Consider the following 26694-nt stretch of genomic DNA (forward strand, 5'->3'; position numbering starts at 1 on the left):
TTACCTGCTTGGCTGCTTGGCTGCTTGGCTGCTTGGCTGCTTGGCATTAATTGCAATCCAACGTGTAGTGGGCCCCACTTGCATGCCGTAGTCGCATTGCCGCCTGCTCTGGGGTGATATCACGCTGAGTTTCAGCCAATAACTCATAGCCAACCATAAACTTTTTAACGCTAGCGCTTCTAAGTAATGGCGGATAAAAGTGAGCATGCAGGAGCCATTCTGTATGGTCACAGCCATCAAATGGTGCGCCCTGCCACCCCATAGAGTAAGGAAATGAACACTGAAATAGATTGTCGTAGCAGGTTGTTAACAGCTTTAAGATCTCCGCTAACGAGGCTTGCGTAGTGTCGTTTAGCTCTGTCATACGCTGAACATTAAACCGAGGTAATACCAAGGTTTCAAAGGGCCAACCCGCCCAATACGGCACCACCACCAGCCAGTCATCATTACTCACCACAATCCGCTCTTGCCGCGTTAACTCTTTCTCGACGTAATCAGCTAATAAGTTACTGCCGTACTGCTTCTCATACTCCAATAAATTTCGCTGTTTTGTCTCTATTAAACTGGGGAGCTGTTGCTGCGCCCACACTTGTCCATGAGGATGCGGGTTAGAGCAACCCATCGCAGCACCTTTATTTTCAAAAACCTGTACCCAAGCATAGTCTTGCCCAAGGTCAGCAGTTTGCTCACGCCATGTATTAATGACCCGCTCAATTTCCGGTACAGATAACAAAGCTAGTGTTTTAGAATGATCGGGGGAAAAACAGATCACTCTGCTTTCGCCTCGCTCGGTGCTAAATTTAAATAGCGGATCATCAACACTCGCTTGCGGCGTATCGGGCACTAAAGCTGAGAAGTCATTTTTAAACACGAAAGTGGATTGATAGTCAGGATTGGTTTCGCCGTTAACTCGAATATTACCTGCACATAAAAAACAGTGAGGATCATGACTTGGGGACGCTGAGAGAGCTGGCGCTTCAACCTGTCCTTGCCAAGGACGCTTTGCACGATGAGGAGCGAGTAACACCCACTGAGATGTTAATGGGTTATATCGGCGATGAGAGTGCTCGCTAGGATCAAAATGTACATGGGTTATTTGCGTCATGACCAAGAATAATAGTAAAGTTTAAATACCCTATGCTCAGCTAGTTAGGCTTAATAGTCATTCCTAAAAAGGCGCATTTAGCTCCTAAAAAACAGCTCTGATGATTATCTCAGCGCAAATAACGTATCGGCTCAATCGAGGCAGAAACGCTACGCAATAACAGCACCTGCATGCGACTAACCAGATAACTAAATTGATAACTACCTAAATAACTACCTAGATAACTAAACTAATCCTAGCTAGCACGCTTGTTAGAGTGTCGCACTGAAATCTTTCATTACAGCGCTTGCGATTATAGCCGAGCCTCAATCAATAAATTCAAACTAGTGCTAGAGCTAGAGCTACAAACTACAAACTACAAACTCTTATACAGCTAAAGACTCAGTTAAAAATTTAAAATGATTACACTTCATAATTTTAATAATATTACGTTATCATTAGTTTGTACTTAGCCAACTAACATAGCGGTCGCCTATCTACTATTCACTCGGTTAATGATTAGCATTCTATGAGCTACATTCAAGCAACTATATTCAATTGACAATTAGTGTTCGGCGCACCAAGCCAAGCTCAACGCAAAATATACATCAAGGTCGGAGATCTTTATGCTCAATCCCATTTGGTTAAAAACATTTAAAACACTGATAGATATTGGCCATTTTACTCAAACGGCTGAGAAATTGTACATGACTCAGCCTGGTGTCAGTCAGCAGATCAAAAAGCTTGAGCAAGCTTGTGGCCATTCCCTTATCAAACGTATTAATAAACAGTTTGAAATTACCGAACAAGGGCGTCAGGTCTACGAATATGCGCGAAAAGTGGCGGCTCAAGAAGATGAGTTGCTAGAAAGCCTAGATTTTGATGATCCCTATTCAGGACAATGCCGTCTATCGTGCTCAGGTGCTTTAACGCTGTTATATTATCCCAAGTTGCTAACCCTACAACAGCAACACCCTGCACTATCGACCTATATCGAAGCGGCGCCAAACTATAAAATACTTAAAGATATAACCGAAGGAGCTGTCGACATAGGCGTGGTCACTCAAATCCCTAGCGTAAGTGAGTTCCATTATGAAGCGATAGGCCATGAGCCCCTTTGTCTTATCATGCCAAAACAGTATCAAAATACAGTCGTTGATACTCAATGCCTATTGCAATGTGGTGTTGTAGCGCACCCTGACGCTGCGCACTACCTATCACGTTATTTTGACCAATGCGCAAATCCTGAGTTTTCAGAGCTCAATATTGAGACTTTACCTACCACAAGCTATGTCAATCAGCTAAGCCAAATCCTTGTGCCAATCTCTCAAGGACTGGGGTTTACCGTACTCCCAAAAAGCGCATTTGATAGCTTTGCAGATAAAGAACTGCTGTATGTCCATCGCCCGAATTCTGCCGTGACTGAGCCCCTTTACTTGGTTTATAAACGCAACCGTGAACTACCAGCACGTTACCACGCCGTACAAGCGCTATTACAATCAAGCCACAAGCACTCATAGCACTGGCAATTAAAGTCTGAATTTATGCTTTATGTGCTAAAGATGCTGTCAAGCCGTTAAGTTTTATTTTCGTCCCTCCTTTATATAAAGTGTTAAACAGGTCTAATTGTGTAATATTTTTACACTATTAGACGCTTCACGCTATTTACTCTTGGTCTTATATGCGAAAATAGCTAAAACGAGTAGTTAACTTTCAGTTAACGACTCATCAGAGCGCTAGTGTCCCTACCAGCCTGAACTTCACCTAACGTGTAAAATTAGACCTTAATATGAACTCCTATTCGCTCAAGAAAAAGATCCTTATCTCTGTTGTGTTAGCCTTTTCCATCGTAATTGGACTGCTATCATGGCAAAGTTTTTCCAGCCAAAAGCAGCTACTACTGCAAAGCAGCGCTGACCAGGTCAGGCAGCTTGGCGAGCAGCAAGCGGCTCGAATTGATGAATGGCTAGCCGATCGTCAAACCATTATTAATGCTACCGCGACAAAAATTGACGGTGATAGTTTAAATGTACTGCAGCAGGCTCAACTTTCAGCCCCTTTCGAGCTGGCGTATTTCGGTTCACAAACGGGATTAATGCTAGATTCCGATCCGAATATCGACCGTACAGGCTATGATCCTCGTAGCCGTGATTGGTATAAGCAAGCCATGGCTAAACAGCGCCCCATCTTAACGAAACCTTATATCGATGTAGCCTACAATATTCTAGTGGTGACAATGGCGCAGCCTGCTAAAGGCGGCGTAGTCGGTGGCGACTTATCGATTGCTAGCCTAGTAGATAGCGTTAACAACATGAAATTGCCTGCAAAAGGCTACTCCATCATGATGCATAAAGATGGCACTGTTATCGCTTATAAAGACCATGCAAAAGCCATGGGACCCATACAAAATATTGACCGCGAGCTTAATGCTCAAATCGCGTCTAAAAGTCGTCAAGCGGGTAGCTTGTTACCGCTTTACTTTGAAAGTGAGGGACGTGACAAGTTACTTTGGGGCTCTGAAGTCCCCAATACTGATTGGGAGCTTATTTTTGTTCTCGATAAAGAAACCTTGGAAGCACCGCTAAGCAAATTACTACTGACCCAACTTGGGTTGTCAGCACTTGCGCTGCTTTTTAGTGTACTTGCCATCTCGTGGTTCTTAAGCATTCTGCTCGCGCCATTGAGCCGCGTTTCCCAAGCACTAGCCCATATTGCTGACGGTAATGGCGACTTAACCCAGCGTATTGAAGTGGATACTCAGGATGAAGTCGGTGTGTTAGCCACAAGTTTTAACCGTTTTGTAAGCAGCCAACACCAACTGATAAGCCATATTCGACAACTCGCCAATGAGTTAGATAGCGATGCCCAACACAGCTTAGTGACCAATCAAACCACGGTAGACGAGTTACAACGCCAGCAACAAGAAGTGGCTATGGTTGCTACTGCCGTGACAGAAATGGCCAGTGCTACCCATGAGATCGCCGCCAACGCAGAAAATACCGCAACTGCGGCGCAGCAATCTGCCACCAGCAGTGAAGAAGGCAAAGACTTAGTCGACAAAACTCGCGGCACGATTAATTCGTTAGCAAACGAAGTCGGTGAAGCGACCAATGTGATTGGCGAATTAAATCTTCATGCACAAGCTATCTCAGGCATCTTAACAACCATTCAAGGCATTGCTGAGCAAACTAACTTATTGGCATTAAACGCAGCTATCGAAGCCGCTCGCGCGGGTGAGCAAGGCCGAGGATTTGCCGTGGTTGCCGATGAAGTGAGAGTCTTGTCACGTCGAACTCAAGACTCAACACAAGAGATCTACACCACTATCGAAACCTTGCAAAACACCACCAAAAAAGCGGTGTTATTAATGGAAAGTAGCCAAGGGCTTGCCAGTGACAGTGTTACTGATGTTAATGCCGCGGCCCATGCACTAGAGGAGATCACTCAAGCGGTTAATGTGATTTCAGATATGGCAGGCCAAATCGCAACTGCAGCCGAGGAGCAAACTCAGGTGACTAATGAAATCACCCAAAACACGGTAGCGATTAAAGATGTGACAGATGACATTACTGAGTCAGCATTAGCACATCTGGATCAAGCGCAAGCACTAAAAGATAGAGCCGACAACCTCAACTCAAAGGTCGCAACCTTTATCTTGTAAACGCTAAACTGCGATAAATAGAGCGATAAAAGGGAAGCCTAATCTGTGAATGACACAGCTAGCGCTTCCCTTTTTGTTTCTAATACATAAACTGATTAACGCGGCGTTAAGTGCGCCACCCATCCACCACTGGGGGCAAGGGTAATATTTATTGCACTCTTTGCTGTCACCGTTTCAGTCTTAGTTTGATAATCACTGGCATATTTATCGGCGTTATTGCCATCGGCGAAACTGCTCATCTGATATTGCTGTGACTCGCTCAATCCGAGCAAACTCAAGTCCAAGGTAAATTCGCGTGGCCTTGAGTTACCCATTACACCGATAAACCACTGTTTACCTGAACGCCTTGCGATAATAATGTGATCACTTATTTTGGCAGACAATACCTTAGTTTCATCCCATACCGTTGGCACACGGGTGATAAACTCAGTGCTTTCGTGTTCACGCAAATAATGAGACGGTGTATCTGCGAGCATCTGCAATGGGCTTTCAAACACCACATACATCGCCATCTGGTGCACTCTTGTGGTTTTACTCATTGGACGATTAAAATTAATCCTGAAATTATCGGGTTGAGCATTCACCATCGCACCAGGAGTGTAATCCATTGGGCCCGCAAGCTGGCGGATAAACGGCAGAGTTAAGTTATGCTCGGCGGTGATGTAATCGGCCCATTTATTATGCTCAAGACCACGCACACCTTCTCGAGTGATCACATTGGGGTAAGCGCGGCGTAGACCCGCTGGCTTATACGAGCCATGAAAATCGACCAAGAGTTTATGCTTAGCGGCCTGCTTAGCAATCTTCCAGTAATAGTTGACCATGGCTTGATCGTCTCGCTGCATAAAGTCGACTTTTATGCCCGCTGCGCCCCACCGCTCGAATAGTGCTAATGCCTGCTCAAGTTCATTGTCTAACGTCTTCCAGATCACCCAGAGGATCACATCGACGTTTTTACTCTTACCGTAGGCAATAATCTCTTTAACATCGATATCATCGACAACAATTAACACGCTGTCTAAATGATGCCATCCCTCATCCAATACTATGTACTCGATGCCATATTTGGCTGCAAAATCGATATAGTACTTATAGGTCTGAGTGTTAATCCCAGCTTTAAAATCGACGCCAAACACATTATTAGCGTTCCACCAATCCCACGCCACTTGCCCGGGTTTCACCCATGTAGGGTCAATCGCTAACTCGTCTGCTAATAAGTACGACAACTCGTTAGTGAGCAAGTCAGCATCAGCTTGGCTAATGGCAAAAATTCGCCAAGGAAAAACGCCCGCTTTAGGTGCAAGCTCTATCGACTTTCTCTTAGCAAGATAGTCTGCGCGCTTGAGGATATTCTCATTTCTATCAGAGTCTTGTTTAAGTTCACTATCAAGCACGACATTGGCAAAGCGAGCGTTAAAGCCTAATGCGTTGCTGCCTTCAAGCCATAGCCCCGGGTAATCCCTCAAGCCCGTTTCGGTAATAACGAGTTTAATACCTTTGACATTGATACCGGCATCAGCGTCAACAAGCAGCGGCAAGCTAGCAAACTGCTCAGGCGTAATTTCAGATAACTTTTTAGGTAAGTACAAACGTTCATTATGGCTAATAAAGCTGGATTCTTCGGGAAACAGTACCAAATGATCAGCAGCAAAATTAATCCCTACCGTTTCAGCCATCACCACTAGCTCTCCCCGCTGTTCAGTGCTAAAGCGGTAGGCTAAACCTTGATCAAAGAGCCTAAAAGTGAGTGTAAGCTGGTTATCAAAAGTGAATGCCAATTGATTGTATTGCTCATGTACCCATTTAGACTTTTGCTGTACATGGGGCTGTAATTGACGATCGACACTCGTTCGCGCCATATCAACAAGTTTTGCCTTAGATAAATTAGCCTGCATGCCTTGAATCACTATGTCGGCGACGGCATCTTGCAAAACGGGCTTACCGGATACGGTTAATGAGTAATGAACTCCTGATTCAGCGTCTTGAGAAACACGTAATTGCAGTTGCCCATTGGGTGAGGCTAAGGTGTATGCCACCGTGTTTTCAGCGGAATGAGCTAGATTAGCGGCATTAACCGGAATCGATAGCACAAGGGGCAAGCTGGCAATAAACAAAAAAAATGCTGCAAATTTATAGGGATGGATAATCATAGCGGTCTCGTAGGCAAACTTGAGTCAATAGAGTCGAAGGGGAGTGCAAAGCCTTATGGTGATGAGGTTAAGTCATTACGACTTAACCTCATCTGTTTACCGTCTTTATAGGCTAACGCTGATAGGTGATTGTCCGTCCCAGTTAATCTGCTGCAACTCACCTTGCTGCTGCTCAATGGTGATGCTAAAGCCTTTATCTGCGTCTTGAACACGACTCACACAGACATCGAAATTACTCTCAAACGCGCGAATATGCTTCAAGCACATATTATTCCAGCCTGAAGGTAAATAAGGCGCGACGTCAAAACGTTTAAAGCCTGTTGGCTCAATACCAAAAATCCCCTCAGTGACGACTCGAGCATAGAGCGCACTCTCAGCAGATAGATGGCGCTGATCACCTTCAGGCCAAGCTTCTACGGCGTAAGGTACATGCTCGCCGAGCAAACGCTTACGTGAATAATACTTAAAGTAGCGCATTGCCGTATCGGTCTCTTGAGCCGCAAAAATGCCTCTAAACGCATAGAGTGTTGCTCTATCCCAGAAAGTCTTATTGCCCGCCTCACTGTAGATCCCATCTTCACTCCACAGCTGCTCCGATAATACCGCCGCTAAGGTTTGATCTTTGCGGTCAAAAATTCCAAATGAAAATGGCAGTGCAATCCAAGCTCTTAACTTGTCGTTACCTTGATAGTATTGGTAAGTATCGAAGCCTTGAACATTTGCACCGAAGTAAGTTTCGATATCTTGTGCCAGCTTCTTGGCTCGTAACTGGTAGTCTGTGGCAATCGCTGTACGCCCAAGCTCCTCATTTAAATAACTCGATGAGATCAGCGCGCCGTAAGTCAGCATATTGGTACTTAGGTTAACATCACCTGCTGGGAATCGCCCTTCTAGCTCGTCGCTATCCGATGCAATCACCCCCTCGCTTGTTTGCTTGCCGTAACTAAAGTCGATACACCAATCGATTAAAGGCAGTAGCGCCCTAGCTTGCTCTTCATCGCCATAAGCCAGTGCAAATCGGCTTGCACCGTAGGCGATCATGGCGCAGTCTCCTCTATCGCCAGCGCCGTTCCAGATATCATCCCCCTCGGCAATAATAGAAGATGGAATGGCTTTGCCGTCATCATTCATAAAGCGAGCAAAATGCTCGAAACTATTAATTGCCGATTCATTACCGACTGCATTGCCTAAAAATGGAAAGAACGGGTTGATATATTCAGCCTGATCGTTAGCCCAGATAGCGGCGTAATAGCGACCGCCTCCTGGCGCATGCATCAAACCGCCCTTAGTTCTAAAAATGGATTCTGCGCTACGAATTTTGGCGAACTCAAACATCTTGTTGATGTTTTCATCGGGGGTGACTAATTGAAGGTTGTTATGCAAGCTCGTCACATAGTCTTGACGCAGTTCAAGTTCTCTTGCAGCGTCAAACTCGCGATTTTGCCCAGCTTTAGTGGCTTTGAATTCTAGGTAAACCGTTAATGTCTCACCCGCTGCTAATTCAAATACTCCGGATTTGTCGCTAGCCGCTTCTATACGATAACGACCATATACCCCATTTTCAGCTGGAGTATCAACGCGGTAATCGAGCTCGCCAATGCTCAGTTTTACGCTTTCATTGCTAGTATTACCAAAGGTCAACGCTTCAACCATTACTGGCAGAGTCGTACTTGGTGACAAGATACGAGTCAACTCAACACCTTCAGCAATAAGGCTTGTCAACGACAGGCGCCCATCGATATGAGCCTGTTTAAGCTTCTCTTGCGTAATACTCTGCTCATTAACGGTAATAGACGGCGAAACAGATAACGGAAAATCATGAATAAGACTCGCATGAGTATCATTTGGAATGGTGCGCAGCATAGGCCACACCAGCTTTCGCGTTAAGCTCAAGTTCCCGTTAACATCGCTGCCATAATAGATAATGGCAGATGTTTGTTCGCCACTCATCTCGATATGATCTTCATGGCTATCTTGTACATCCCAAACCAAACCATTGTCAGTTAACTGCCAGCGGTCCGTTAAGGTCGCGGCTAAGCCATTTAACACTTTGTTGTCTTGTACTTGCGCAGCTGCGGGCAATACGTCAGGTTGTCGTTCAACATTCGCATTACTTGCAGTTTGAGAGTCATTGGAACAGGCAGATAATATGGCAATAGCACAGGCTGAGGTGATAAATAGCTTTTTCATAAAACTCTCGTATGTTTTGCGTTATTCAAGTCAGTTTATTATTCGTTACTGCCATCAAAATTTTGAATCAAAATCTGTAGACCATTAAAAATAATAAAGAAGTTATTGAAACTGATTGAAACACGAACACTCTCAAGTTCGCTTACGAGAAAGTCGTAAAGCCTTCCTAAAAAATCACCTCAGCCACTCACCTTACGACGGAACTCTAACGGTGACATGGCAAATTCGCGCTGAAAAATATCGTAAAAACGGCTAACCGAGCCAAAACCTGCCTCTAGTGCAATATTAAGCACTGGGCTTTGGGTATCAATAAGTAGTGCTTGAGCGTGCTGTAGCCTAAGCTGATTAATGTATTGCTTAATCGACACTTTCATCACCCGATTAAATAACTTCATCGCATAGTTTTTATGCAAACCCGTTGAGCTTGAAACATTTTCAATTGTAATTTTTTGATCGTAGTTATCGGCAATATAACGCAACATGGTTTGAATATGGTTTAGGCCACCAAATACAGGTCTATCCTCACGTTTACTCACTTTATTGGCTAAATCAAAGGTGCTGTACTGCTCGATTGACATGCGACGAATGCGGCCACGGATCTCATTAATCACTTGGCTAGTCAACAGCGGCTCATTTCGCTTAATGTCGGTTTCCCAGATCTGTGTTAACTGCTTGTCACAAGCATATAAACTGTCAGACACAATGACCTCGCCATGCAGCAGCTGGCTAACAAAGGTGCTAGGCAGCATCCAAGTGAGAAAAGATTGTAAAGGGATATAGATGTTAACCAACTCGCCTTCTCCGCGAGAAGCGGTCATTTGGTGGGGAAATGACGCCCAAAAGATAATCATACGTCCCTCTGGGACAGTGATTTCTTGGCCGTTAATTAAATAGTCAGCAGAACAATCAAACAGGTAATTAATTTCGATGTGGCCATGCCAATGGCTGTGCTCCATCACAGCAGGCTGCTTACGGTGAAAGCCAAACTGCGTATCTTGCGCCTGCACCGTTAAGGGGCTCGCCTCATTAAAAGCAATTTTTTCAACCCAATCAAACATCTGCCTAACCTCATGACCACTGTTAAAAGCCAAGCTAACCCATAGGTCTTAGTTACACAATTGAAAGTTACTAAACAAGATATCAAGCTGATGATTTAGGAATACAGTTCAAACAAATAGTTTAGGAATATGGCTTGGGAATAAGTAAGTTATAACTGGCTTTAACCTTATTCCAATTTGCTTAGCTTTGCGCCACTCCATACTTAAGTACAATGGTTCAACAAGTCGACGCCCTCAATAAAGCCTCTATCACTTACTAGCAGGGGCTCTCTTACTCGTACTTGTTTTTTTAGTCGGCGTTTTTCTAACGGCAGATGATTTAGATGTAGCAGGCTTTTTTGCGCTATAACGACGTTTTTTAAAGCCGCTATCCGGCGACTTAACCCCTTGTAAAGAAGTCGGTAACTGTGAACCCGCTTGCTCAATGAGCCCTTGTAAGGAGCTCACTAAGGGATCCATAAAATTCTGATACTTGGCTTCTTTACGGCTAATGGCATCGAGGTTGTTTTCCCACAGCGCGGTCATATCAGGCGTTGTCGCGCTTTGCGGTAAGCTGTTAATTAAGCCTTTGCCCACCTCGGTAGCCAAAATGGATTTACCTTGGCGGGTTAGATAATTGCGCTTAAAAAGTAGCTCTATTATGCCAGCACGCGTCGCTTCAGTGCCTAAGCCGTCGGTGTCTTTTAAGATTTTCCGGATTTCATTATCGGTGACATAGCGGCTGATCCCCGTCATTGCCCCCAGTAAAGTCGCATCGGTAAAATGCTTTGGGGCTTGGGTGTTTTTTTCTAATAACTCGCCACGCTCGCACAGCAGAACTTGGCCCTGTTTAAGCGCTGGGATATTGGCAAGATGTTCGCCATCTTCGGTCTGCGATTTATCACTCGAGCTTCCGCTATCTTGTTTCTGATTGGCAGATTGCTTAAGTAACTGCTTCCAGCCTAGCGCAGCTTCCTGTTTGGCCTTGGTTTTAAATAAGCCACCGGCAATGATGATCTCAACTTGAGTCTCTTTATACAAATAAGCCGGATAAAACTGCATCAAGTACTGACGCGCAACTTGCAAATACAACTGTTTCTCAGCCTGGTTAAGGCTAGATAGATTGGCCGTTTTTTCGGTTGGCACAATCGCATGGTGGGCATCAACTTTTTTGTCGTTCCACGCCTTTGATTTGAGCTTGGCATTTGGCTCATCACAGCCAGACAATAGCTCACTCGCACCACTTAATACTGCGCGAATAACACTCGGCGCTAATCCATGTTGCTCAACAGGCAGATAGCGGCTGTCAGAGCGTGGATAGGTGATAAGCTTATGTTTTTCATATAACGACTGGCAGGTATCGAGCACTGACTTTGCGCTCATACCAAAGCGTTTAGCCGCATCAATCTGTAGCGCCGATAAACTATAAGGCAAGGGAGCATTTTGCTTCTTGTCTTGAGCTATCACCTTTTCTACCAAGGCACTTTGGCCGTTGATACGCCCGACAACGTTTTGCGCCAAACCTTTTGCCAGTACCCGTCCCTCTTCATCCATATAGGGCTGACACGCTTCACTCGGTTGCCATTTTGCACTGAATCGATCTTGGTTATCGGTCGCTAAATGCGCTAACACTTCATAAAAGGGCTTAGACACAAACTCAGCAATTTCAACATCACGGCGTACCACAAGCCCAAGTACCGGCGTTTGTACCCGTCCCACTGACAGCACACCTTGGTAACCCACTTTTCGGCCTTGGATTGTATAGGCTCGGGTCATATTCATGCCATAGAGCCAATCGGCGCGAGAACGCGCTAGCGCTGAAGTTGATAGGGGAATAAACTCACGGTTTGAACGCAATTGCCCCAGCGCTCTTGTTACCGCTTGAGGATTTAAATCGCTGATCAACAAACGCTGAGCTTGTTGTAACTTTGCACCTTTAACACCTAAGTGCGCGATAATTTCATCAACCAGCAACTGCCCTTCTCTATCAGGGTCGCCGGCGTTAACTAACTGAGTCGCCTCTTTAACAAGCCCACGTAGCACAGCAATTTGTCCGCGCATCTTAGCTTTAGGCCTCATCTTCCAGTTATCTGGTACGATTGGAAGGTGCTCAAATTTCCATGACTTGTATTCAGGCGAATACGCATCTGGCTCTGCTTGTTCAAGCAAATGACCCACGCACCAGGAGACACAATCCCCATTGGCTGCGCGAATAAATCCGTCACCTTTCTTTAAAGGCTTAGGCAATACATCGGCAATGGCTCTACCAAGGCTGGGTTTTTCGGCAATATATAAGATCATCTACGGGACTAGGATTACTGTATAAATTAACAGTAACTGTACCTTGAAGCTGTAAGCGGTGCAAACGAAACTCTTAAAGCAGAGTGTATTAATCGTTCAAAACCATTCATTTGCTCAAAGAGTGTTACACTTTTTGAGAACGGCTCTCATTAAGCGTTTTAATTTCAATTGTCATTTTAAGGGTTAACGTTGTGCTTATCCCCATCAGGAGCAGTCACACTCTCAGACATGGACATGAGCATGAGCATAGACATCATCGTTATCAATTAAGGCTGAAAACAAAAAAGCCGAGCGGTTGCTCGGCTTTTTTATATAGCATCTAGCTTAAGGATGACAAACGTTATGCATCTCTAAATTAGTGCCAATATCTTTACTACGATTTGCCTTAGCATCATCGTTACGCAACTGCGTGATGTAATCTAAGTATTCTTGATTTACATCGTTAGTCACATACTTACCGTCAAATACTGACGTTTCAAAACGCTTAATTGAAGGGTTTTGTTGACGTACAGCTTCAATCAAATCTGGTAATGATTGGAAGATCATCCCGTCAGCACCAATCAGCGCATTGATCTCTTCAACATCACGACCGTGAGCAATCAATTCATTTGTGGTTGGCATATCGATGCCGTACACGTTAGGGAAACGAATTTCAGGTGCTGCTGAGGCGAAGTAGACCTTTTTCGCGCCGGCGTCACGTGCCATCTCGATGATCTGTTCTGAAGTGGTACCACGAACAATTGAGTCATCAACTAATAATACGTTCTTGCCTTTAAACTCGGCATTTATCGCGTTAAGTTTACGGCGCACAGACTTCTTACGCTCTTGTTGCCCAGGCATGATAAAGGTACGGCCGATATAGCGGTTCTTAACAAAACCTTGGCGGTAAGGCAGATCCATATGACGCGCGATTTCAAGTGCGATATCGCATGACGTCTCAGGAATGGGGATCACGACATCGATATCATGATCTTCCCACTCTTTGTTAATCTTCTCACCCAGCATGGTTCCCATATTGACACGGCTGCTATAAACAGAAATGTTATCAATCGTAGAGTCTGGACGAGCAAAATAAACGAATTCGAAAATACAAGGAGAGTAGCTTGGCGAGTGGGCACACTGGCGGGTATAAAGCTCACCATCAAGAGTGATGTATACCGCTTCACCCGGTGCGACATCACGCATGACCTCAAAGCCTACTGCGTCTAATGCCACGCTTTCAGAGGCAACCATGTATTCAGTACCCGTTGGTGTTTCATGCTTACCTAGTACTAACGGACGAATACCAAATGGATCTCTAAATGCCACTAAACCTTGGCCAATAATCATGGCAACAACCGCATAAGCCCCACGAGTCAGCTCATGCACCTTAGTCACAGCGTTAAACACTTCCTCAGCGTTAAGATCGTCTGTAGTGGTTTGCTGCAGTTCATCGGCGAGTAAGTTAAGTAACACTTCTGAGTCTGAAGTGGTATTAACATGACGGCGCTGCTTCAATAAACGCTCATGCAGCTCAACCGTATTGGTCAAGTTACCATTGTGCGCTAATGAAATACCAAATGGAGAGTTAACATAAAACGGCTGAGCTTCAGAAGCACTCGAGCTTCCTGCCGTTGGGTAACGAACGTGACCGATGCCAGCATTACCTTGCAGGCGCTGCATATGCTTTGGTTCAAAAACGTCTTTCACCAAACCATTCGCTTTACGTAATCTAAACGCACTTCCATCGACGGTCACAATGCCAGCAGCATCCTGTCCACGATGCTGGAGCACAGTCAGTGCATCATAAATGGTTTGATTAACCGATGACTGGCCAACTATTCCGACAATACCACACATGGGTAAGCTTCCTCATTGTAAGATGTTCTATTATTTAATATTTTTGCTTTATGTGAGTATAAATACTCACATAAAGCCAAGTAATGCTTTAGTGCATTTTATATTTTGGGTACAAAGCTTGAGGTGTTTTCCACGTAGTCAAAGAACCACTGGATCACAACTCCAAATTCGGGCACGAGTGTAGAATCTTGCCACCAATCTGTGTTGGGTGCTCCGGTAAAAGCATCCATAAAAAACAGTAACGCGCTCACGATTAATGCGCCTCTTAGCGCACCAAAACATAAGCCGAGCACTCTATCTGTGCCTGACAATCCGGTTTTAGAAACCAATTGGCCAATTAGGTAGTTAACGAGAGCACCAAGGATGAGCGTTGATACGAACAGAATGGCTATCGCCACGCCATTTCGAACCATTTCATCTTGCATCTGAGTCAGATGCGTAGCGAGTTTGAGGTAAAACTGGCTGGCAATAAAAAAAGCAGCAAACCAAACGACAAGAGACATGGCCTCTTTTACAAAACCACGGACCAAACTAATCAGAGTTGATAGTCCGATAACAATAATGATGGCGTAATCAATCCAAACCATTTAAGAGGTAATCCAGCATAGGGTTTAAGACGGCGCGATTCTATCAGAGACAGAGTTATTTCTCACGCTTTCACGGCGAAATAACTTTTTCTCAAACAAAGACAATCACGATTTATTATTTCTCGACGGGGTTATAAGCAACCACTCGGCCTTTTAACTGCGTCAGCTTTTCGATATCACGCTGCATATGGTTAAGCTTATCTTTTGACACATTAGGCCCAACGAACACTTTGGTTAATTGGCCATCTATGGGTTTAGTCGGCAACGTGTAGGCGGTAAACCCTTTATCGCGAAGACGGTTAACCAGCCCTTTCACGTTAGCTGCATTGTTAAAACTGCCCAACTGAATCGTCCAAGCAGCCTTAGGCTTTGCTGTACTGTTAGACTCTAGCTTAGGCGTTGTTTTAACCTGTGCTTTTGCCTTAGCTACAACCGCTTTGACCGGTTCGTCCTCCTCAGCAATGTGCCAAGAAGCGTCGCCGGATGATCCCGTATCTTGCGCTGCTTGCTGAGTGTTCTGACCCAAATCGACCGTTTCGATATTCTGCTCCGGCAAGTGACTCTCTTGGATCTCGGGTCTAAGGGGAATTTCAGCAAACTGCTCTTCTTCGCGCTGTTTTTTACCGTCCAAAATATCGGGTAAAAATATCACCCCTAATGCCACAATCACAATGACACCCACAAGACGGTTTTGAAATTGACTAGACAAGACTTTCTCCCTTAAACAAATCTTTAAAACCTGCAACAGTGTAAAATGAGCCAAATACAATTACCACATCTTCACTCTGCAATTGCGCTCGAAGCGCATTCCAGGCCAGACTCATGTTGGTAAACGTTGAAGCTTGTACTTGTATCTGTGCAGGCAGGCAGGCTTTCAAGTTTGCAGCAGTAGCTCCCCGCGGCACAGACAGATCACACAGGAACCACTGATCAACATCTGCTGATAGTTCCTGTAACACCGAGCGCACATCCTTGTCTTTTAACATGCCACATAGCGCAATTAACCGTCCCTTGGGCATGGCAGCTAAACGTGAGCTTAAATAACGTGCCGCATGGGGGTTATGTGCGACATCAACAATCACTCGTGGTGAATCGTTGAGCTGCTCTAATCGCCCGGCCAGTTGGGTCTCTCCCACCGCTTTAGCAATAATATCAGCAGAAATCGGTGGACAAAGATGCTCAAGTACCGCAATAACCGTAGCCGCATTGGGCTGAGGTAAAAATGGCAGTGGTAACTTGGTTAAATCGAAATGCTGACCTTGATAATGCCAATCGTGGTCGCTGCATTGGTAACTGAAATCCTCATTAACCCGATACACTATGGCACCGATATGATTAGCCACTTCGATAAGAGAAGCCGGACAGTCAGGTTCACCCACGATTGCTGGGCGGTTTGCTCTGAATATACCCGCTTTTTCTGCACCCACGAGCTCTCTCGTATCACCGAGGTACTCTTGATGATCTAAATCGATTGAGGTCACTACCGCAATATCGGCATCGATGATGTTCGTGGCGTCGAGTCGACCGCCCAAACCAACTTCAAGCAATATCACGTCTAACTTGGCGGCCTTAAAAAGATAAAGGCCTGCAAGTGTTGCATATTCAAAGAAGGTTAATGAGATCTCAGCGCGGGCGGTTTCTATCGCTTCAAATGCATTAACCAGCGCAGCATCTGTCGCATCAAGGCCATTGATCCGCACGCGTTCATTATAATTAAGCAGATGAGGAGAGCTGTATACGCCCACGGTTTTTCCTGACAACTGCAATGCAGCTTCAATCATGGCGCAGGTGGTGCCCTTGCCATTCGTGCCTGCCACAGTGACGACCTTGGTCTCACCTAAATCGGTTAAGCCCATGCGTTTGGCAACCTGCGACACACGCCCAAGGCCCATATCAATCTCGGTTGGATGAATCGCTAATAAAAAGTCTAACCAGTTACTCAACGCAGCACCTGACTTGGGTGCCACCGGCTTTAATGTGTCTTGTTCAATCACAAACTTTTATCCATTTAAAACGTATAAGGCCCAGACCTTCACCGTTAAGATTGTCCTTAACCCCATAAATAATGCTTAGTCCAACATAAATAATGGGCCAAGTGCCAACTTAGGTAATTGATAGCTTTCAGGGTAAGTGACATCGACTAAATACAGACCATTAGGTTTAGCTGTTGCCGCCGCTTTATTTCTGTCTTTAAGTGCTAACAGTTGCTCAATCCACTCCATGGGTTGATTACCTAAGCCCACCTCTAATAGCGAGCCGACAATGTTACGCACCATGTGATGCAGGAATGCATTCGCCTTGATATCAACACAGATATACATGCCTTGACGGCTAACGTTGACCTCATGCACACAGCGAAACGGCGTGTTAGACTGACATTGCACGGCTCTAAAGCTGGTAAAATCTTGTTCGCCAAGTAGATACTGCGCCGCTTGGTGCATTTTGGCTTCATCGATATTACCAGGATAATGGCTCACACCACTGCGCAAAATACCTGGGCGAAGTTGGTGATTATAAATCATGTAACGGTAACGTCTTGCCGTTGCAGTAAAACGTGCATGAAATTCATCATCAACGACTTTTACCCAACGCACGGCAATATTGTCAGGTAGGTTTACATTCACGCCAAGTGTCCAAGCGGTATCTTTACGCACGGCATTGGTTTCAAAGTGCACCACTTGCCCGGTGGCATGAACCCCTGCGTCAGTACGGCCCGCACATTGCACCGCTATAGGCTCATTAGCAACGATTGAAAGCGCTTTTTCTAGCCGCTCTTGAACAGTATCCACTTCGGCCTGACGTTGCCATCCGAAATATTGACTACCATCGTACTCTATACCTAGCGCAACCCGCATCCCACACCTCTATAACTCGGTTAAACTGCTATTCGACCGCCCACTGTGTTTTAGCGAACTGATCGGATAAACGAAATCTTTTAATAGGCGGCGATTCTAACATACTCGAAGCAAACGATAAGTATAAAAAAGGCGCCAAAGGCGCCGTTTTTTATTGCGGTGGTTTACACCAACTCGTTAAGTAACCCCATGGCTTCAGCCTGTTGTCGGTCATTGCCATCAAGCTCAACTTCTTTTAGCAGTGCTCGTGCACTATCATTGTCATCGATTTCGATGTAAGCCCGGGCTAGATCTAACTTGGCATTAACCGAGTTTTCTTCATCATCGACATCAACCATAGGTGAGTTACCCATTAGAGAGTCTAACTCGCCCATGTCGACATCCAATTCTTTATAAAGATCGGTATCACCGCTATCTTCATCGGCCTCGCTTAGAAGCATATCAATATCGATAAAACCATTATCTTTTTGGAAAGTGGTTAAGTCGTGCATCGCGACGGCACTTTTTGCTGAAGACTTTTCGCCTAAATCTTTATCACCTAGCTTATTAACATCTAGTTCATTATCATCTAGCTCTTTAACGCCAAGTTCCTCAGCATCGAGCGCTGCCAATGCTTCATCAACGGTCATCTTAGAGTCGTCAAGTGAGAATGCGTCATCATCTTCAGTGAGATCAAGATTTTGATCTTGTGAATCGCCTTCGGCGGCCAAACGACTCAATAGCTCATCATCAGATAGTTGGGCGGACGCTGAAAGCGCTAGGGCTTCGTCAGCGGCATCGCTTTGATTAGCAATACTTTCCCAATCTAACGTGTTTGCCTCTGTCTTTTTGTCACCTTTAAGATCATCGAAGAAGCCGCTTTCTTTTTCGCTCTTTACTACTGCGGTTTCTAGTTCAGATACAAGATCGGATTTAATATCAGTTATAACGTCAGGCTCAACGTCAACTTCAGGCAAAGTAAACTCAAGCATATCGTCTGCTTTGCTTTCAGATACTTTCCTTTCAGATGCTTTAGTAACCGCGGTATCAGCATCTGCATCAAGGTTATCGCTATCTGACTTAAGTGCAGCCAAGCCCATCCCAACAGTGCTTTGCGCGCTTGAATTTAGTCCATCAATATCAAAACCCGTTAAGTCAAAATCTAGACTATTTGAGTCCTTTGCCGTTTTCGTCAGCTCTTCAGACTGCTCAAGTTCAACGTCAGGCGCTAATGCTAGCTCTTCATCTAAATCAAGCTTAACATTTGCCGTTTGATCTAGCTCTGACGGCGCTTCGAGATCTGCAAGCAAGGCATCAAGTTCACTGTCAAGCTCACTTTCAGGTTTCTCTTGGTCTGCATCGTCTGTGGCGGTTAAATCTAATTCTGCAGCAATTTCAAATCCAAGCTCTAGTTCTGCCGCCATCTCATCAGAAAGAGCATCGATATCAGGGATCTCATTGCTATCCTCTTGAGATCCATCATCGCCTTCAAGCTCTGCTAACAATGAATCTAGATCATCCTCTACCTCAGTATCAGTATTGAAAACGGGCTCAGTCTGCAGATTTGAACTATCAAAACCTGCAAGCAAAGCGTCAATGTCATCTTCTGCAGTATCTGTTGAACTAGGTTCTGTAGGTGTTTCGTCAATACCTGCCAATAATGCATCAATATCATCTTCAGCCGCAGTATTGGTCACAGTATTAGCATTAACTTCGGCATCAAAAGCAAAGTCTTCTTTTGTATCAAGTGCGTTGTCATCAACACTTTCACCAAAGCTTGCCAGTAATGCATCTAAATCATCTTCCGCGCTGTCAGCTGCAGTGCCTGTTTCACTTGCAGATTGAGATGAAGATTGGATTTCATCATTTGCGTTATCACTATTAAAACCTGCTAGCAGAGCATCTAAATCATCTTCTGCAGCCGTATCTGCGTTACTGCCTGACTCTAATTGAACCACCTCGCTATCATCATTATCAAAACCTGCTAGCAGAGCATCGAGATCATCATCGCTGCTGTTTGTGGCTGGCTGTTCAAAACTGTCTTCTGCAGGTACATCAAAGCCCGCAAGCAGTGAATCGAGATCGTCTTCATCAGATGATTTGGAATCGCTAATATCTGAAGAAGTGGTATTTAAATCATTAGTAGTTGCAGTGCTGTTGAATGCATCAAACTCATCAGTGTCTGTTAGATCTTGCTCCCCCATCGCCTCAGCCCATAAATCATCTAATGATTGGCCTTCGTCTTGGGAGTCTTCAACGATAATATCTTGCTCTTCGGCAAGTGCCGCCTGCACGGTAGTCGCGGCCACAGCCCCTGTTAATGGGTCGATATTAGACGCATCATCTGTATCGAGATGAACAGCTAAACCTTCGGCATCATCAGACTTACCTTCTAAAATCGCCCCTTCTGGTGCTGCACTTATAGGCTTTTCAGCAGCATTTGCATCTTGGTTCTGTTGCTCTTCAGCGTTAGCGTCATTTCTGCGTCTAATAAACAACCAAAATAGCACCACAACAAGCAATGCCGGTAAAACGCCACCTAACACCAATAACAGAGGATTATCCATTATGGTTCGCCATAGATCTGACGCTGGCTCTTGCTTTGGCACACTAAATGCTGCGAGTTGTTGCTGTTTAAGTTGTACTTCTTGATTTAGCGCTTCATTTTCAGATTTGGAGTCTTGCAGCGCTTGTTTTAATAAAGCGTTTTCTTCTTTAAGCTGATTTATTTCATCTTGAAATGCTGCCGTATCAGACGAGCCAACAACAATCTCATCGCTCGCTCGTGCTAACTCATCGGTTAGTTCTAGATTTTTAGCTTGAATCGCTTCCATCTGCCTAGTTAAGGCTTCAACCTCGGCCGATAAATCTGCAATTAATGGATTAGGCTTCACAGAAACCGGTGTTTTAGCGACCACGCTCGGTTGAGGGCTTTCTATCTTTGCAGCCACCGTTTTTGGCGCAATGCTAGGTTTAGCCCCTGATGGTGACCACTTTCGATCGTTACGTTCGGCGCGAGCCTTAGCATCTGCTTGAGAGGTTTGCTGTATCACAACTTTATTTGGCACCAGCAAAATCATGCCGCGCTCTAAACTGTTATAGTTTTTGCTAGAAAAAGCATGAGGGTTGGCGTCATATAACGCTGACATAACCTGGTAAACAGTAACGCTATTGTCTGGCTTAACCGCCTGAGCGATACTCCAAAAAGTATCTTGCGAGGTTGTTGGACCATATTGACGAATGCTTTGCTTTACTTGGCCATCTGGCCCTGTAATTTTTAATGGCTCAGCAGCAACTGAATTAATCGAAGGGGCAGCAATAGCCACTATCCCCGTGGCTATTAAGCCGACAAGATGCGAAGTGCGAAAGTTCATCAATCCTTCCCTTTAAAGCACGCTGGTGTCACCACCCTGGTGACGAGCTTTAGGCAATTGTATTTATTAAGATTACTATAAACTAGAATCCGCTGCCCTGCTACTGTTCACATCTTTAAAACATAAAAAGCCCGCATTGTGCGGGCTTTTTATTCAGCAAAGCATCGTTAATCTAAAAATTAATAATAATCTCTAATCAATACTTCAGCGATTTGAACACTGTTAAGTGCCGCACCTTTACGGATGTTATCTGATACAACCCAAAGGTTTATACCGTTTTCATGAGAGATATCTTTTCTCACTCGGCCAACATAAACAGGATCGGTTCCAGCACCTTCGGTGATGGCTGTTGGATACTCATCATCGGTATCAAATAGTTCAACACCTTCTGCACCACGTAATACCGATTTAACATCTTCGGCGTCAGCAGGTTGTAGTGTTTCTAAATGAATCGCTTCAGAGTGACCGTAAAATACCGGAACGCGAACAGCCGTTGGGTTTACAACGATGTTGTCATCACCAAATATCTTTTGCGTTTCCCACACCATTTTCATCTCTTCTTTGGTGTAGCCGTTGTCCATAAACTTATCAATTTGTGGCAATACGTTAAACGCAATTTGCTTCGAGTAAGTCTTTGACTCAACCGGTAAACCTTGTAGCAGCTTCGCGCACTGACCTGCCAACTCTTCAATAGCTTGCTTGCCTGAACCCGACACAGACTGATAGGTCGCCACGTTAATACGTGAAATACCGAATGCATCATAGATAGGTTTTAGTGCAACCAACATCTGAATCGTTGAACAGTTCGGGTTGGCGATGATGTTACGATTTCTAAAGTCTGCAATCGCTTCAGGGTTTACTTCTGGGATCACCAATGGCACGTCGATGTCATATCTGAAGTGAGAGGTGTTATCAATAACAACACAGCCGTTTTCAGCAGCGATAGGCGCCCACTTAGCTGAAACGTCACCACCTGCAGAAAAGAAACCAATCTGAGCCTGTGACCAGTCAAAGGTGTCAACGTCTAAAATTTCGACCTGTTTACCGTGGAAGCTGACCGTATTACCGGCGCTGCGACTGCTGGCTAATGGAAATAAATTAGCAACCGGAAAGTTACGCTCTTCTAGGATCTCAATCATTGTTTGACCCACTGCGCCCGATGCACCTAATACGACAACATTAAATTCCTGCGACATAATTACAGCTCGACTCCTGAAAACCCTAAATTGGATAACCAATTTACATTAGTTTGCCCCGTATTGCCTACCTTTAATGCACTAAATTCACGGCGATGGGTGTGATTTTTTCTCATATGATCGAACCCTTGCTGATTTAAAAACTGTTTTCTAAATAATTGGTCATCATCGCGCAAATCGTATACAAATCTCGCAAGCTGTAACAAGGCTCTTTCATCATCAATTTGCTGCACAATAACCTGCTCACTCCAAAGCGGCGGTAATAATGATTCCATCTGCTTATCAGCGCTAATTTGCAGCACCTGGGCTAACTTTTGATACAGCATAAAAGTGCCGCGCGCTTTACCCTCTAAGGAATAACCCGCAATATGCGGCGTACAAAATTCAACATAGGGCACCAGCTCAGGCATAGGGTTAGGCTCCCCTTCCCATACATCGAGCACCACTTTTACGTCATCACGTTGTTGCTTGAACTTGATTAAAGCACGATTATCGATCACTTCACCGCGGCAACAGTCAATCAGCCAGGTATTTTCACGCAAGCTATTTAAGCGTGCCGCGTCGAACAAGTACCAGGTCTTGTGCTCGCCATTTTGAGTAATCGGAACATGCAAGCTAATCACATCACACTTTTCAATGAGTGTATCTAAGGTCACAAAATCACGGGGATCACCGCTTTGCTCTAGCAATGGGTCATTAAGTAACACTTCGATCCCATAAGCATTAAGACATTTCGCTACCGCTGTTCCAGTATTACCGGCGCCGACAATACCCACCACTTTACCTTTTAGTGGGCTATTAAAGCGCTGCGCCAACTCAAGCATGGCGATAAAGGCGAACTCCCCTACTGCTGTTGCATTACAGCCCGGTGCATTAGAAAAAGGAATGTTGCGACTGGCAAGGTAATCCAAATCGATATGATCTGTGCCTATTGTGGCGCTACCAACAAATTTAAGTTGGTTATTCTGAGCTAACAATGCTTGGTTAACCTTAGTCACTGAACGGACAAGTAACACATCGGCATCGTTAACTTGCTCAGGCGTTAGCTCCCTGCCGTTTACGGTTTCAATCGTGCCCAAATCACCAAATAACTGCTGAACATAAGGCATATTTTCATCGGCAAGGATCTTCATCAGAGTTCTCAACATTGTATTGAATAATTATGAGCAACATTCTAGCAAGATGAACTATCCATTAGAAACAAAGGATTGAAAATAGAAGCTCTTTCTCGCTTGCAATCTGCTTTAAAGCAGCTTTCAAAGTAAAGCCTTTCACCTGTCTGTTTATACATAACCACAAAAAACACACCGCACTTGTAATTAGTCATTAAGTTTAAGCTTACCGTGGCAGCTTTAAGTTGTTCATCCAAGTGCCCAATGCTAAGTTGTTAATCATTTGTGACATTTGATTAACCCTCTTTTGCATCCTATTTAGCGAGGTGTTGATTAGAATTAGCACCAAGGCCCAGTTTTAAGCAAAGTCTATCAATAACGGTCCTTAATAAGAGCAACCAACACAGACTTTAAACAAAAGGATATCTGCATTTGAAGTTTAATATTGTTCGTAGGGATAAATTATCAGATGAAGAGCAACAAGCTCTTTGGGATGGCATTGAAAGTTTCACGCAGCCTATCGTTGGTGATACAGGTCGTCATGAATTATGTTTTTTAATACATGGTGAAGAAGGTGAACTTGTCGGCGGAGTTCAAGGAAATTATGACAATTTTGGTTGGCTTTGGATTGATTCATTATGGGTATCAAAAAGTGTCAGAGGCCAAGGATTTGGCATACAGCTATTAAATGAAATAGAAAGTGCTGCTGTCGATAATGGCTGTAACAACTCTCATTTAACCAGCTTTAGTTACCAAGCGGCTGACTTTTACATAAAACAAGGTTATGAAATATTCGGCAAGCTTGAAAATTACTCTAAAGGACATAGTCGCTGTTGGCTAAAGAAAGAGTTAGCACCTCACTGCGAATAGCAAAGGATCAGATATAGGAGAGCATCAATGTGGGAATTAGTCTCATTCATGTTAGCTTTCGGTGTTTTCATGCTAATCATGCATTATTGGATGGACCCAAAGAAATTAATTGAAGACATTCGGTCTCTCAAGCAGTCAAGCGATAGAATTGATTTACTTGAACAAAGAGTTATTGAACTGGAAAAGGCTGTTAATGCTAGAAAAGATGATGCATCCACCTTATCCAAGGACAAGGCTAACGATGTACTTTAGGCGCATAAACACTAAAAAGCCAGCAGCTGTTACTACTGGCTGTTAGCTCTTCATTTAGCTAGACTTTTTACTTAGACTCATTACTTAGTTCTAGCAGTTTAGCAGCAACAAATAAGTCTTGAATAGCGATGCCTGAACTATCAAAAATAGTAATCTCATCATGATTAGAGCGCCCTACGGATTGGCATGTTATGACGTGACCTATCTCTGTCACTGGTACATTTTCTGCGTGCTGAAATTCACCAATCACCTGCGACTGCGCTCGGTAGTCACAAAATAACCTTGCGTCTTGATAAAGCTCCACTGGTAACTCCTGCTTGCCGACTTTATCAGCCCCCATGGCTGAAATATGAGTGCCCGTTTTAACCCAGCGAGCCTTAAATAACGGCGCAGTGGCTGTGGTTGCGGTTACGATAATATCTGCATGTTCACAGGCATATTGAGCGCTTGCCACTTCGCAATCAGCTTGTAAGCCACTGTCTATCAGTCGTTTAACGAACTGTTCACAACCATGTTTATCACGGCCAACCACTAACACCTTTGTGATATCACGTACTTCTGCGATGGCTAATACTTCGTATTCAGCTTGATGCCCAGTACCAAAGACAGTCAACACGCTAGCATCTTCTCTTGCTAGGTAATTCACAGCAACGGCATCGGCCGCCGCGGTGCGGTAGGCATTAACTTGTGTTGCTGCAACCACAGCAACAAGTTCACCGGTTTCAGCGCTTAACAGAAATACATTGGTGCCATGGCACGGCATACTCTTAACTTGATTACCTGGCCAGTAACTACCAGTTTTCCAGCCCACCAGCGATTTTGTAGAAGCTGATTTTAATGAAAACATTGAGTCCGTTTGTGGGCCTGATGCGTTAACCACTGGAAACAGTGTTGCTTCATCTGTAGTCGCTGCGATAAACGCTTCTTTTACAGCAGAATAAGCCAGTTGATGGGTGACCAATTTTGCGGTTTGCGCTTCATTTAAATATTGCATGTTACCAGCCTTGAATTCGGTTCCAGATTTCGTATGTATCGCTTCGCGTATCAAACACATAGTAGTGCTGATGCATAGATGCTGTGGCGCAGGCATGATTAGGTAAGATATGTAATCGGCATCCGACGGGGAAATCTTCAAGCTTAATGAGGTCATTACCCACTGTGCCAATAATGCCGTGTTCTTGATTAACAGAGATAACCTGCAGACCTTCAAGCAATGTACCATTGACTTCACAGACCAAGCCATATCCACAATCTTTGGGTTGACCCGCTGTACCACGATCAGCTGACAGTGCCATCCAGCCTGCATCAATGAACAACCAGCCCTTTTCTTTGTTATGGCCAATAACCGTTGTTACCACGCTAGCTGCAATATCGTTTAATTTACAAACCCCGATCCCAGCCATGACTAAATCGAAGAAACCATAAACGCCAGCTCTCACTTCGGTGATCCCGGTTAGGTCTTGATAGCTGTGAGCGGTAGGCGTTGAACCAATACTAACGATATCGCATGGAATTGCTGCGGCGCGAAGGTTATTGGCCGCTTTTAGCGTCATGTTAACTTCGTTGCTGGCAGCTTCTGCTAGAGACTTTTCATCGAAGCAAAGATAGGACTCCCCCGCATGAGCTAACACACCGTGAAAGCTTGCAGCTCCTTGATGGAGCAGGTTGGCGATTTCAATTAACGTAGGATCATCTGGGTGAATGCCACCTCTATGTCCATCACAGTCAACTTCGATTAATGCTGGAATGACACACGAGTGCTGCTCACAATAGCGATTAACAAACTTCGCTTGTTCTATTGTGTCGAGTAGCACTCTTACCTCGGTCCCTCTAGCAATAAGGTGAGCGATCCTTGGTAATTTGGCCTCAGATATACCGACGGCATAAACAATATTGGTATAGCCCTCAGCTGCCAGTGCCTCAGCTTCCTTTACCGTTGATACAGTAATGGCTGAACTGTTTTGCGGCAATAAGTCATTAACCGCTTCAAGTGCTCTAACGGTTTTAAAGTGCGGCCGTAATTCAGCCCCCAAACCTTCAGTCTTATCGCGTAATCGCGCTAAGTTTTTAAGCACGACCTGTTTATCAACCAGCATGAATGGCGTATCGAGAGTCTGATACTTGATCAATAATTGTGGATTTAGAATTTCATTACGTAACATGCTAATTTTCCTAATCTATCAAATAATTCATTTGTGGATATGATG

The 26694-nt window shown here is 44.6% G+C and carries 19 protein-coding genes; 4 read left to right on the plus strand and 15 right to left on the minus strand.

Annotated elements, in window-relative coordinates; translation table 11 throughout:
- Nucleotides 1-46 precede the first annotated feature (46 nt).
- Entirely contained in the window at nt 47-1105 is a 1059-nt protein-coding gene (locus ACVBIO_RS12320; RefSeq protein ID WP_447172727.1) for a UDP-glucose--hexose-1-phosphate uridylyltransferase, read from the minus strand.
- A gap of 605 nt (nt 1106-1710) precedes the next feature.
- Between ACVBIO_RS12320 and ACVBIO_RS12325 the strand changes: the two genes are divergently transcribed.
- Nucleotides 1711-2604 (plus strand): LysR family transcriptional regulator, encoded by an 894-nt coding sequence (locus ACVBIO_RS12325; RefSeq protein ID WP_447172728.1) that lies wholly within the window; start codon nt 1711-1713, stop codon nt 2602-2604.
- Nucleotides 2605-2873: 269 nt separating this feature from the next.
- Entirely contained in the window at nt 2874-4745 is a 1872-nt protein-coding gene (locus ACVBIO_RS12330) for a methyl-accepting chemotaxis protein (RefSeq protein WP_447172729.1), read from the plus strand.
- A gap of 95 nt (nt 4746-4840) precedes the next feature.
- On the opposite strand, the gene ACVBIO_RS12335 is transcribed toward ACVBIO_RS12330, so the two are convergent.
- From ACVBIO_RS12335 to ACVBIO_RS12390, 12 genes are all read right to left on the minus strand, one after another.
- Nucleotides 4841-6895, minus strand: coding sequence for a glycoside hydrolase family 97 protein (locus ACVBIO_RS12335; RefSeq protein WP_447172730.1), 2055 nt, complete (start codon nt 6893-6895; stop codon nt 4841-4843).
- Nucleotides 6896-7000: 105 nt separating this feature from the next.
- The gene (locus ACVBIO_RS12340) at nt 7001-9085 is read right to left on the minus strand and encodes a hypothetical protein (RefSeq protein WP_447172731.1); all 2085 of its coding nucleotides are present in this window, start codon (nt 9083-9085) and stop codon (nt 7001-7003) included.
- A 179-nt stretch (nt 9086-9264) separates the two neighbouring features.
- Nucleotides 9265-10143, minus strand: a complete 879-nt coding sequence (locus tag ACVBIO_RS12345) for a helix-turn-helix domain-containing protein (RefSeq protein ID WP_447162047.1) — start codon at nt 10141-10143, stop codon at nt 9265-9267.
- Nucleotides 10144-10392: 249 nt separating this feature from the next.
- Nucleotides 10393-12423, minus strand: a complete 2031-nt coding sequence (locus tag ACVBIO_RS12350) for a DNA topoisomerase III (RefSeq protein WP_447172732.1) — start codon at nt 12421-12423, stop codon at nt 10393-10395.
- Nucleotides 12424-12747: 324 nt separating this feature from the next.
- The gene (gene purF, locus ACVBIO_RS12355; protein ID WP_447162045.1) at nt 12748-14262 is read right to left on the minus strand and encodes an amidophosphoribosyltransferase; all 1515 of its coding nucleotides are present in this window, start codon (nt 14260-14262) and stop codon (nt 12748-12750) included.
- A gap of 98 nt (nt 14263-14360) precedes the next feature.
- Entirely contained in the window at nt 14361-14849 is a 489-nt protein-coding gene (locus tag ACVBIO_RS12360) for a CvpA family protein (RefSeq protein ID WP_447162044.1), read from the minus strand.
- Between the two features lie 115 nt (nt 14850-14964).
- Complete coding sequence (locus ACVBIO_RS12365) at nt 14965-15558, minus strand: SPOR domain-containing protein (protein WP_447172733.1); 594 nt, start codon at nt 15556-15558, stop codon at nt 14965-14967.
- Nucleotides 15551-16843 carry a bifunctional tetrahydrofolate synthase/dihydrofolate synthase gene (folC, locus tag ACVBIO_RS12370; RefSeq protein ID WP_447172734.1) on the minus strand — a complete coding sequence of 431 codons (1293 nt, stop codon included), beginning with the start codon at nt 16841-16843 and terminating at the stop codon, nt 15551-15553. The genes ACVBIO_RS12365 and folC overlap by 8 nt, the downstream gene beginning before the upstream one ends.
- 75 nt (nt 16844-16918) lie before the next feature.
- A complete protein-coding gene (truA, locus tag ACVBIO_RS12375) occupies nt 16919-17704 on the minus strand; it encodes a tRNA pseudouridine(38-40) synthase TruA (RefSeq protein WP_447162041.1) in 786 nt (261 codons plus the stop codon).
- Between the two features lie 164 nt (nt 17705-17868).
- Nucleotides 17869-21057, minus strand: coding sequence for a FimV/HubP family polar landmark protein (locus ACVBIO_RS12380; RefSeq protein ID WP_447172735.1), 3189 nt, complete (start codon nt 21055-21057; stop codon nt 17869-17871).
- 179 nt (nt 21058-21236) lie between these two features.
- Nucleotides 21237-22253, minus strand: coding sequence for an aspartate-semialdehyde dehydrogenase (locus ACVBIO_RS12385; RefSeq protein ID WP_447172736.1), 1017 nt, complete (start codon nt 22251-22253; stop codon nt 21237-21239).
- A 2-nt stretch (nt 22254-22255) separates the two neighbouring features.
- Entirely contained in the window at nt 22256-23386 is a 1131-nt protein-coding gene (locus ACVBIO_RS12390) for a 4-phosphoerythronate dehydrogenase (RefSeq protein ID WP_447172737.1), read from the minus strand.
- A 411-nt stretch (nt 23387-23797) separates the two neighbouring features.
- Here ACVBIO_RS12390 and ACVBIO_RS12395 point away from each other — a divergent pair, with 411 nt between their 5' ends.
- Together ACVBIO_RS12395 and ACVBIO_RS12400 are read left to right on the plus strand one after the other, a co-directional pair.
- Nucleotides 23798-24235, plus strand: coding sequence for a GNAT family N-acetyltransferase (locus ACVBIO_RS12395; protein ID WP_447172738.1), 438 nt, complete (start codon nt 23798-23800; stop codon nt 24233-24235).
- A gap of 27 nt (nt 24236-24262) precedes the next feature.
- A complete protein-coding gene (locus ACVBIO_RS12400) occupies nt 24263-24487 on the plus strand; it encodes a hypothetical protein (RefSeq protein WP_447172739.1) in 225 nt (74 codons plus the stop codon).
- Nucleotides 24488-24554: 67 nt separating this feature from the next.
- Here the strand turns inward: ACVBIO_RS12400 and ACVBIO_RS12405 are convergent, their stop codons facing one another.
- Nucleotides 24555-25481 carry an ornithine cyclodeaminase family protein gene (locus ACVBIO_RS12405; protein WP_447172740.1) on the minus strand — a complete coding sequence of 309 codons (927 nt, stop codon included), beginning with the start codon at nt 25479-25481 and terminating at the stop codon, nt 24555-24557.
- Nucleotide 25482: 1 nt separating this feature from the next.
- A complete protein-coding gene (locus ACVBIO_RS12410; RefSeq protein WP_447162036.1) occupies nt 25483-26649 on the minus strand; it encodes a DSD1 family PLP-dependent enzyme in 1167 nt (388 codons plus the stop codon).
- Nucleotides 26650-26694: the final 45 nt, after the last annotated feature.

The sequence above is a fragment of the Shewanella sp. 0m-8 genome (genome assembly GCF_052977265.1).

Bases quoted from the DNA above. Each gene is read 5' to 3' on its own strand.
- ACVBIO_RS12320 (WP_447172727.1), bottom strand. From the start codon at position 1,105: ATGACGCAAATAACCCATGTACATTTTGATCCTAGCGAGCACTCTCAT.
- ACVBIO_RS12325 (WP_447172728.1), top strand. From the start codon at position 1,711: ATGCTCAATCCCATTTGGTTAAAAACATTTAAAACACTGATAGATATT.
- ACVBIO_RS12330 (WP_447172729.1), top strand. From the start codon at position 2,874: ATGAACTCCTATTCGCTCAAGAAAAAGATCCTTATCTCTGTTGTGTTA.
- ACVBIO_RS12335 (WP_447172730.1), bottom strand. From the start codon at position 6,895: ATGATTATCCATCCCTATAAATTTGCAGCATTTTTTTTGTTTATTGCC.
- ACVBIO_RS12340 (WP_447172731.1), bottom strand. From the start codon at position 9,085: ATGAAAAAGCTATTTATCACCTCAGCCTGTGCTATTGCCATATTATCT.
- ACVBIO_RS12345 (WP_447162047.1), bottom strand. From the start codon at position 10,143: ATGTTTGATTGGGTTGAAAAAATTGCTTTTAATGAGGCGAGCCCCTTA.
- ACVBIO_RS12350 (WP_447172732.1), bottom strand. From the start codon at position 12,423: ATGATCTTATATATTGCCGAAAAACCCAGCCTTGGTAGAGCCATTGCC.
- purF (WP_447162045.1), bottom strand. From the start codon at position 14,262: ATGTGTGGTATTGTCGGAATAGTTGGCCAGTCATCGGTTAATCAAACC.
- ACVBIO_RS12360 (WP_447162044.1), bottom strand. From the start codon at position 14,849: ATGGTTTGGATTGATTACGCCATCATTATTGTTATCGGACTATCAACT.
- truA (WP_447162041.1), bottom strand. From the start codon at position 17,704: ATGCGGGTTGCGCTAGGTATAGAGTACGATGGTAGTCAATATTTCGGA.
- ACVBIO_RS12380 (WP_447172735.1), bottom strand. From the start codon at position 21,057: ATGAACTTTCGCACTTCGCATCTTGTCGGCTTAATAGCCACGGGGATA.
- ACVBIO_RS12385 (WP_447172736.1), bottom strand. From the start codon at position 22,253: ATGTCGCAGGAATTTAATGTTGTCGTATTAGGTGCATCGGGCGCAGTG.
- ACVBIO_RS12390 (WP_447172737.1), bottom strand. From the start codon at position 23,386: ATGAAGATCCTTGCCGATGAAAATATGCCTTATGTTCAGCAGTTATTT.
- ACVBIO_RS12400 (WP_447172739.1), top strand. From the start codon at position 24,263: ATGTGGGAATTAGTCTCATTCATGTTAGCTTTCGGTGTTTTCATGCTA.
- ACVBIO_RS12405 (WP_447172740.1), bottom strand. From the start codon at position 25,481: ATGCAATATTTAAATGAAGCGCAAACCGCAAAATTGGTCACCCATCAA.
- ACVBIO_RS12410 (WP_447162036.1), bottom strand. From the start codon at position 26,649: ATGTTACGTAATGAAATTCTAAATCCACAATTATTGATCAAGTATCAG.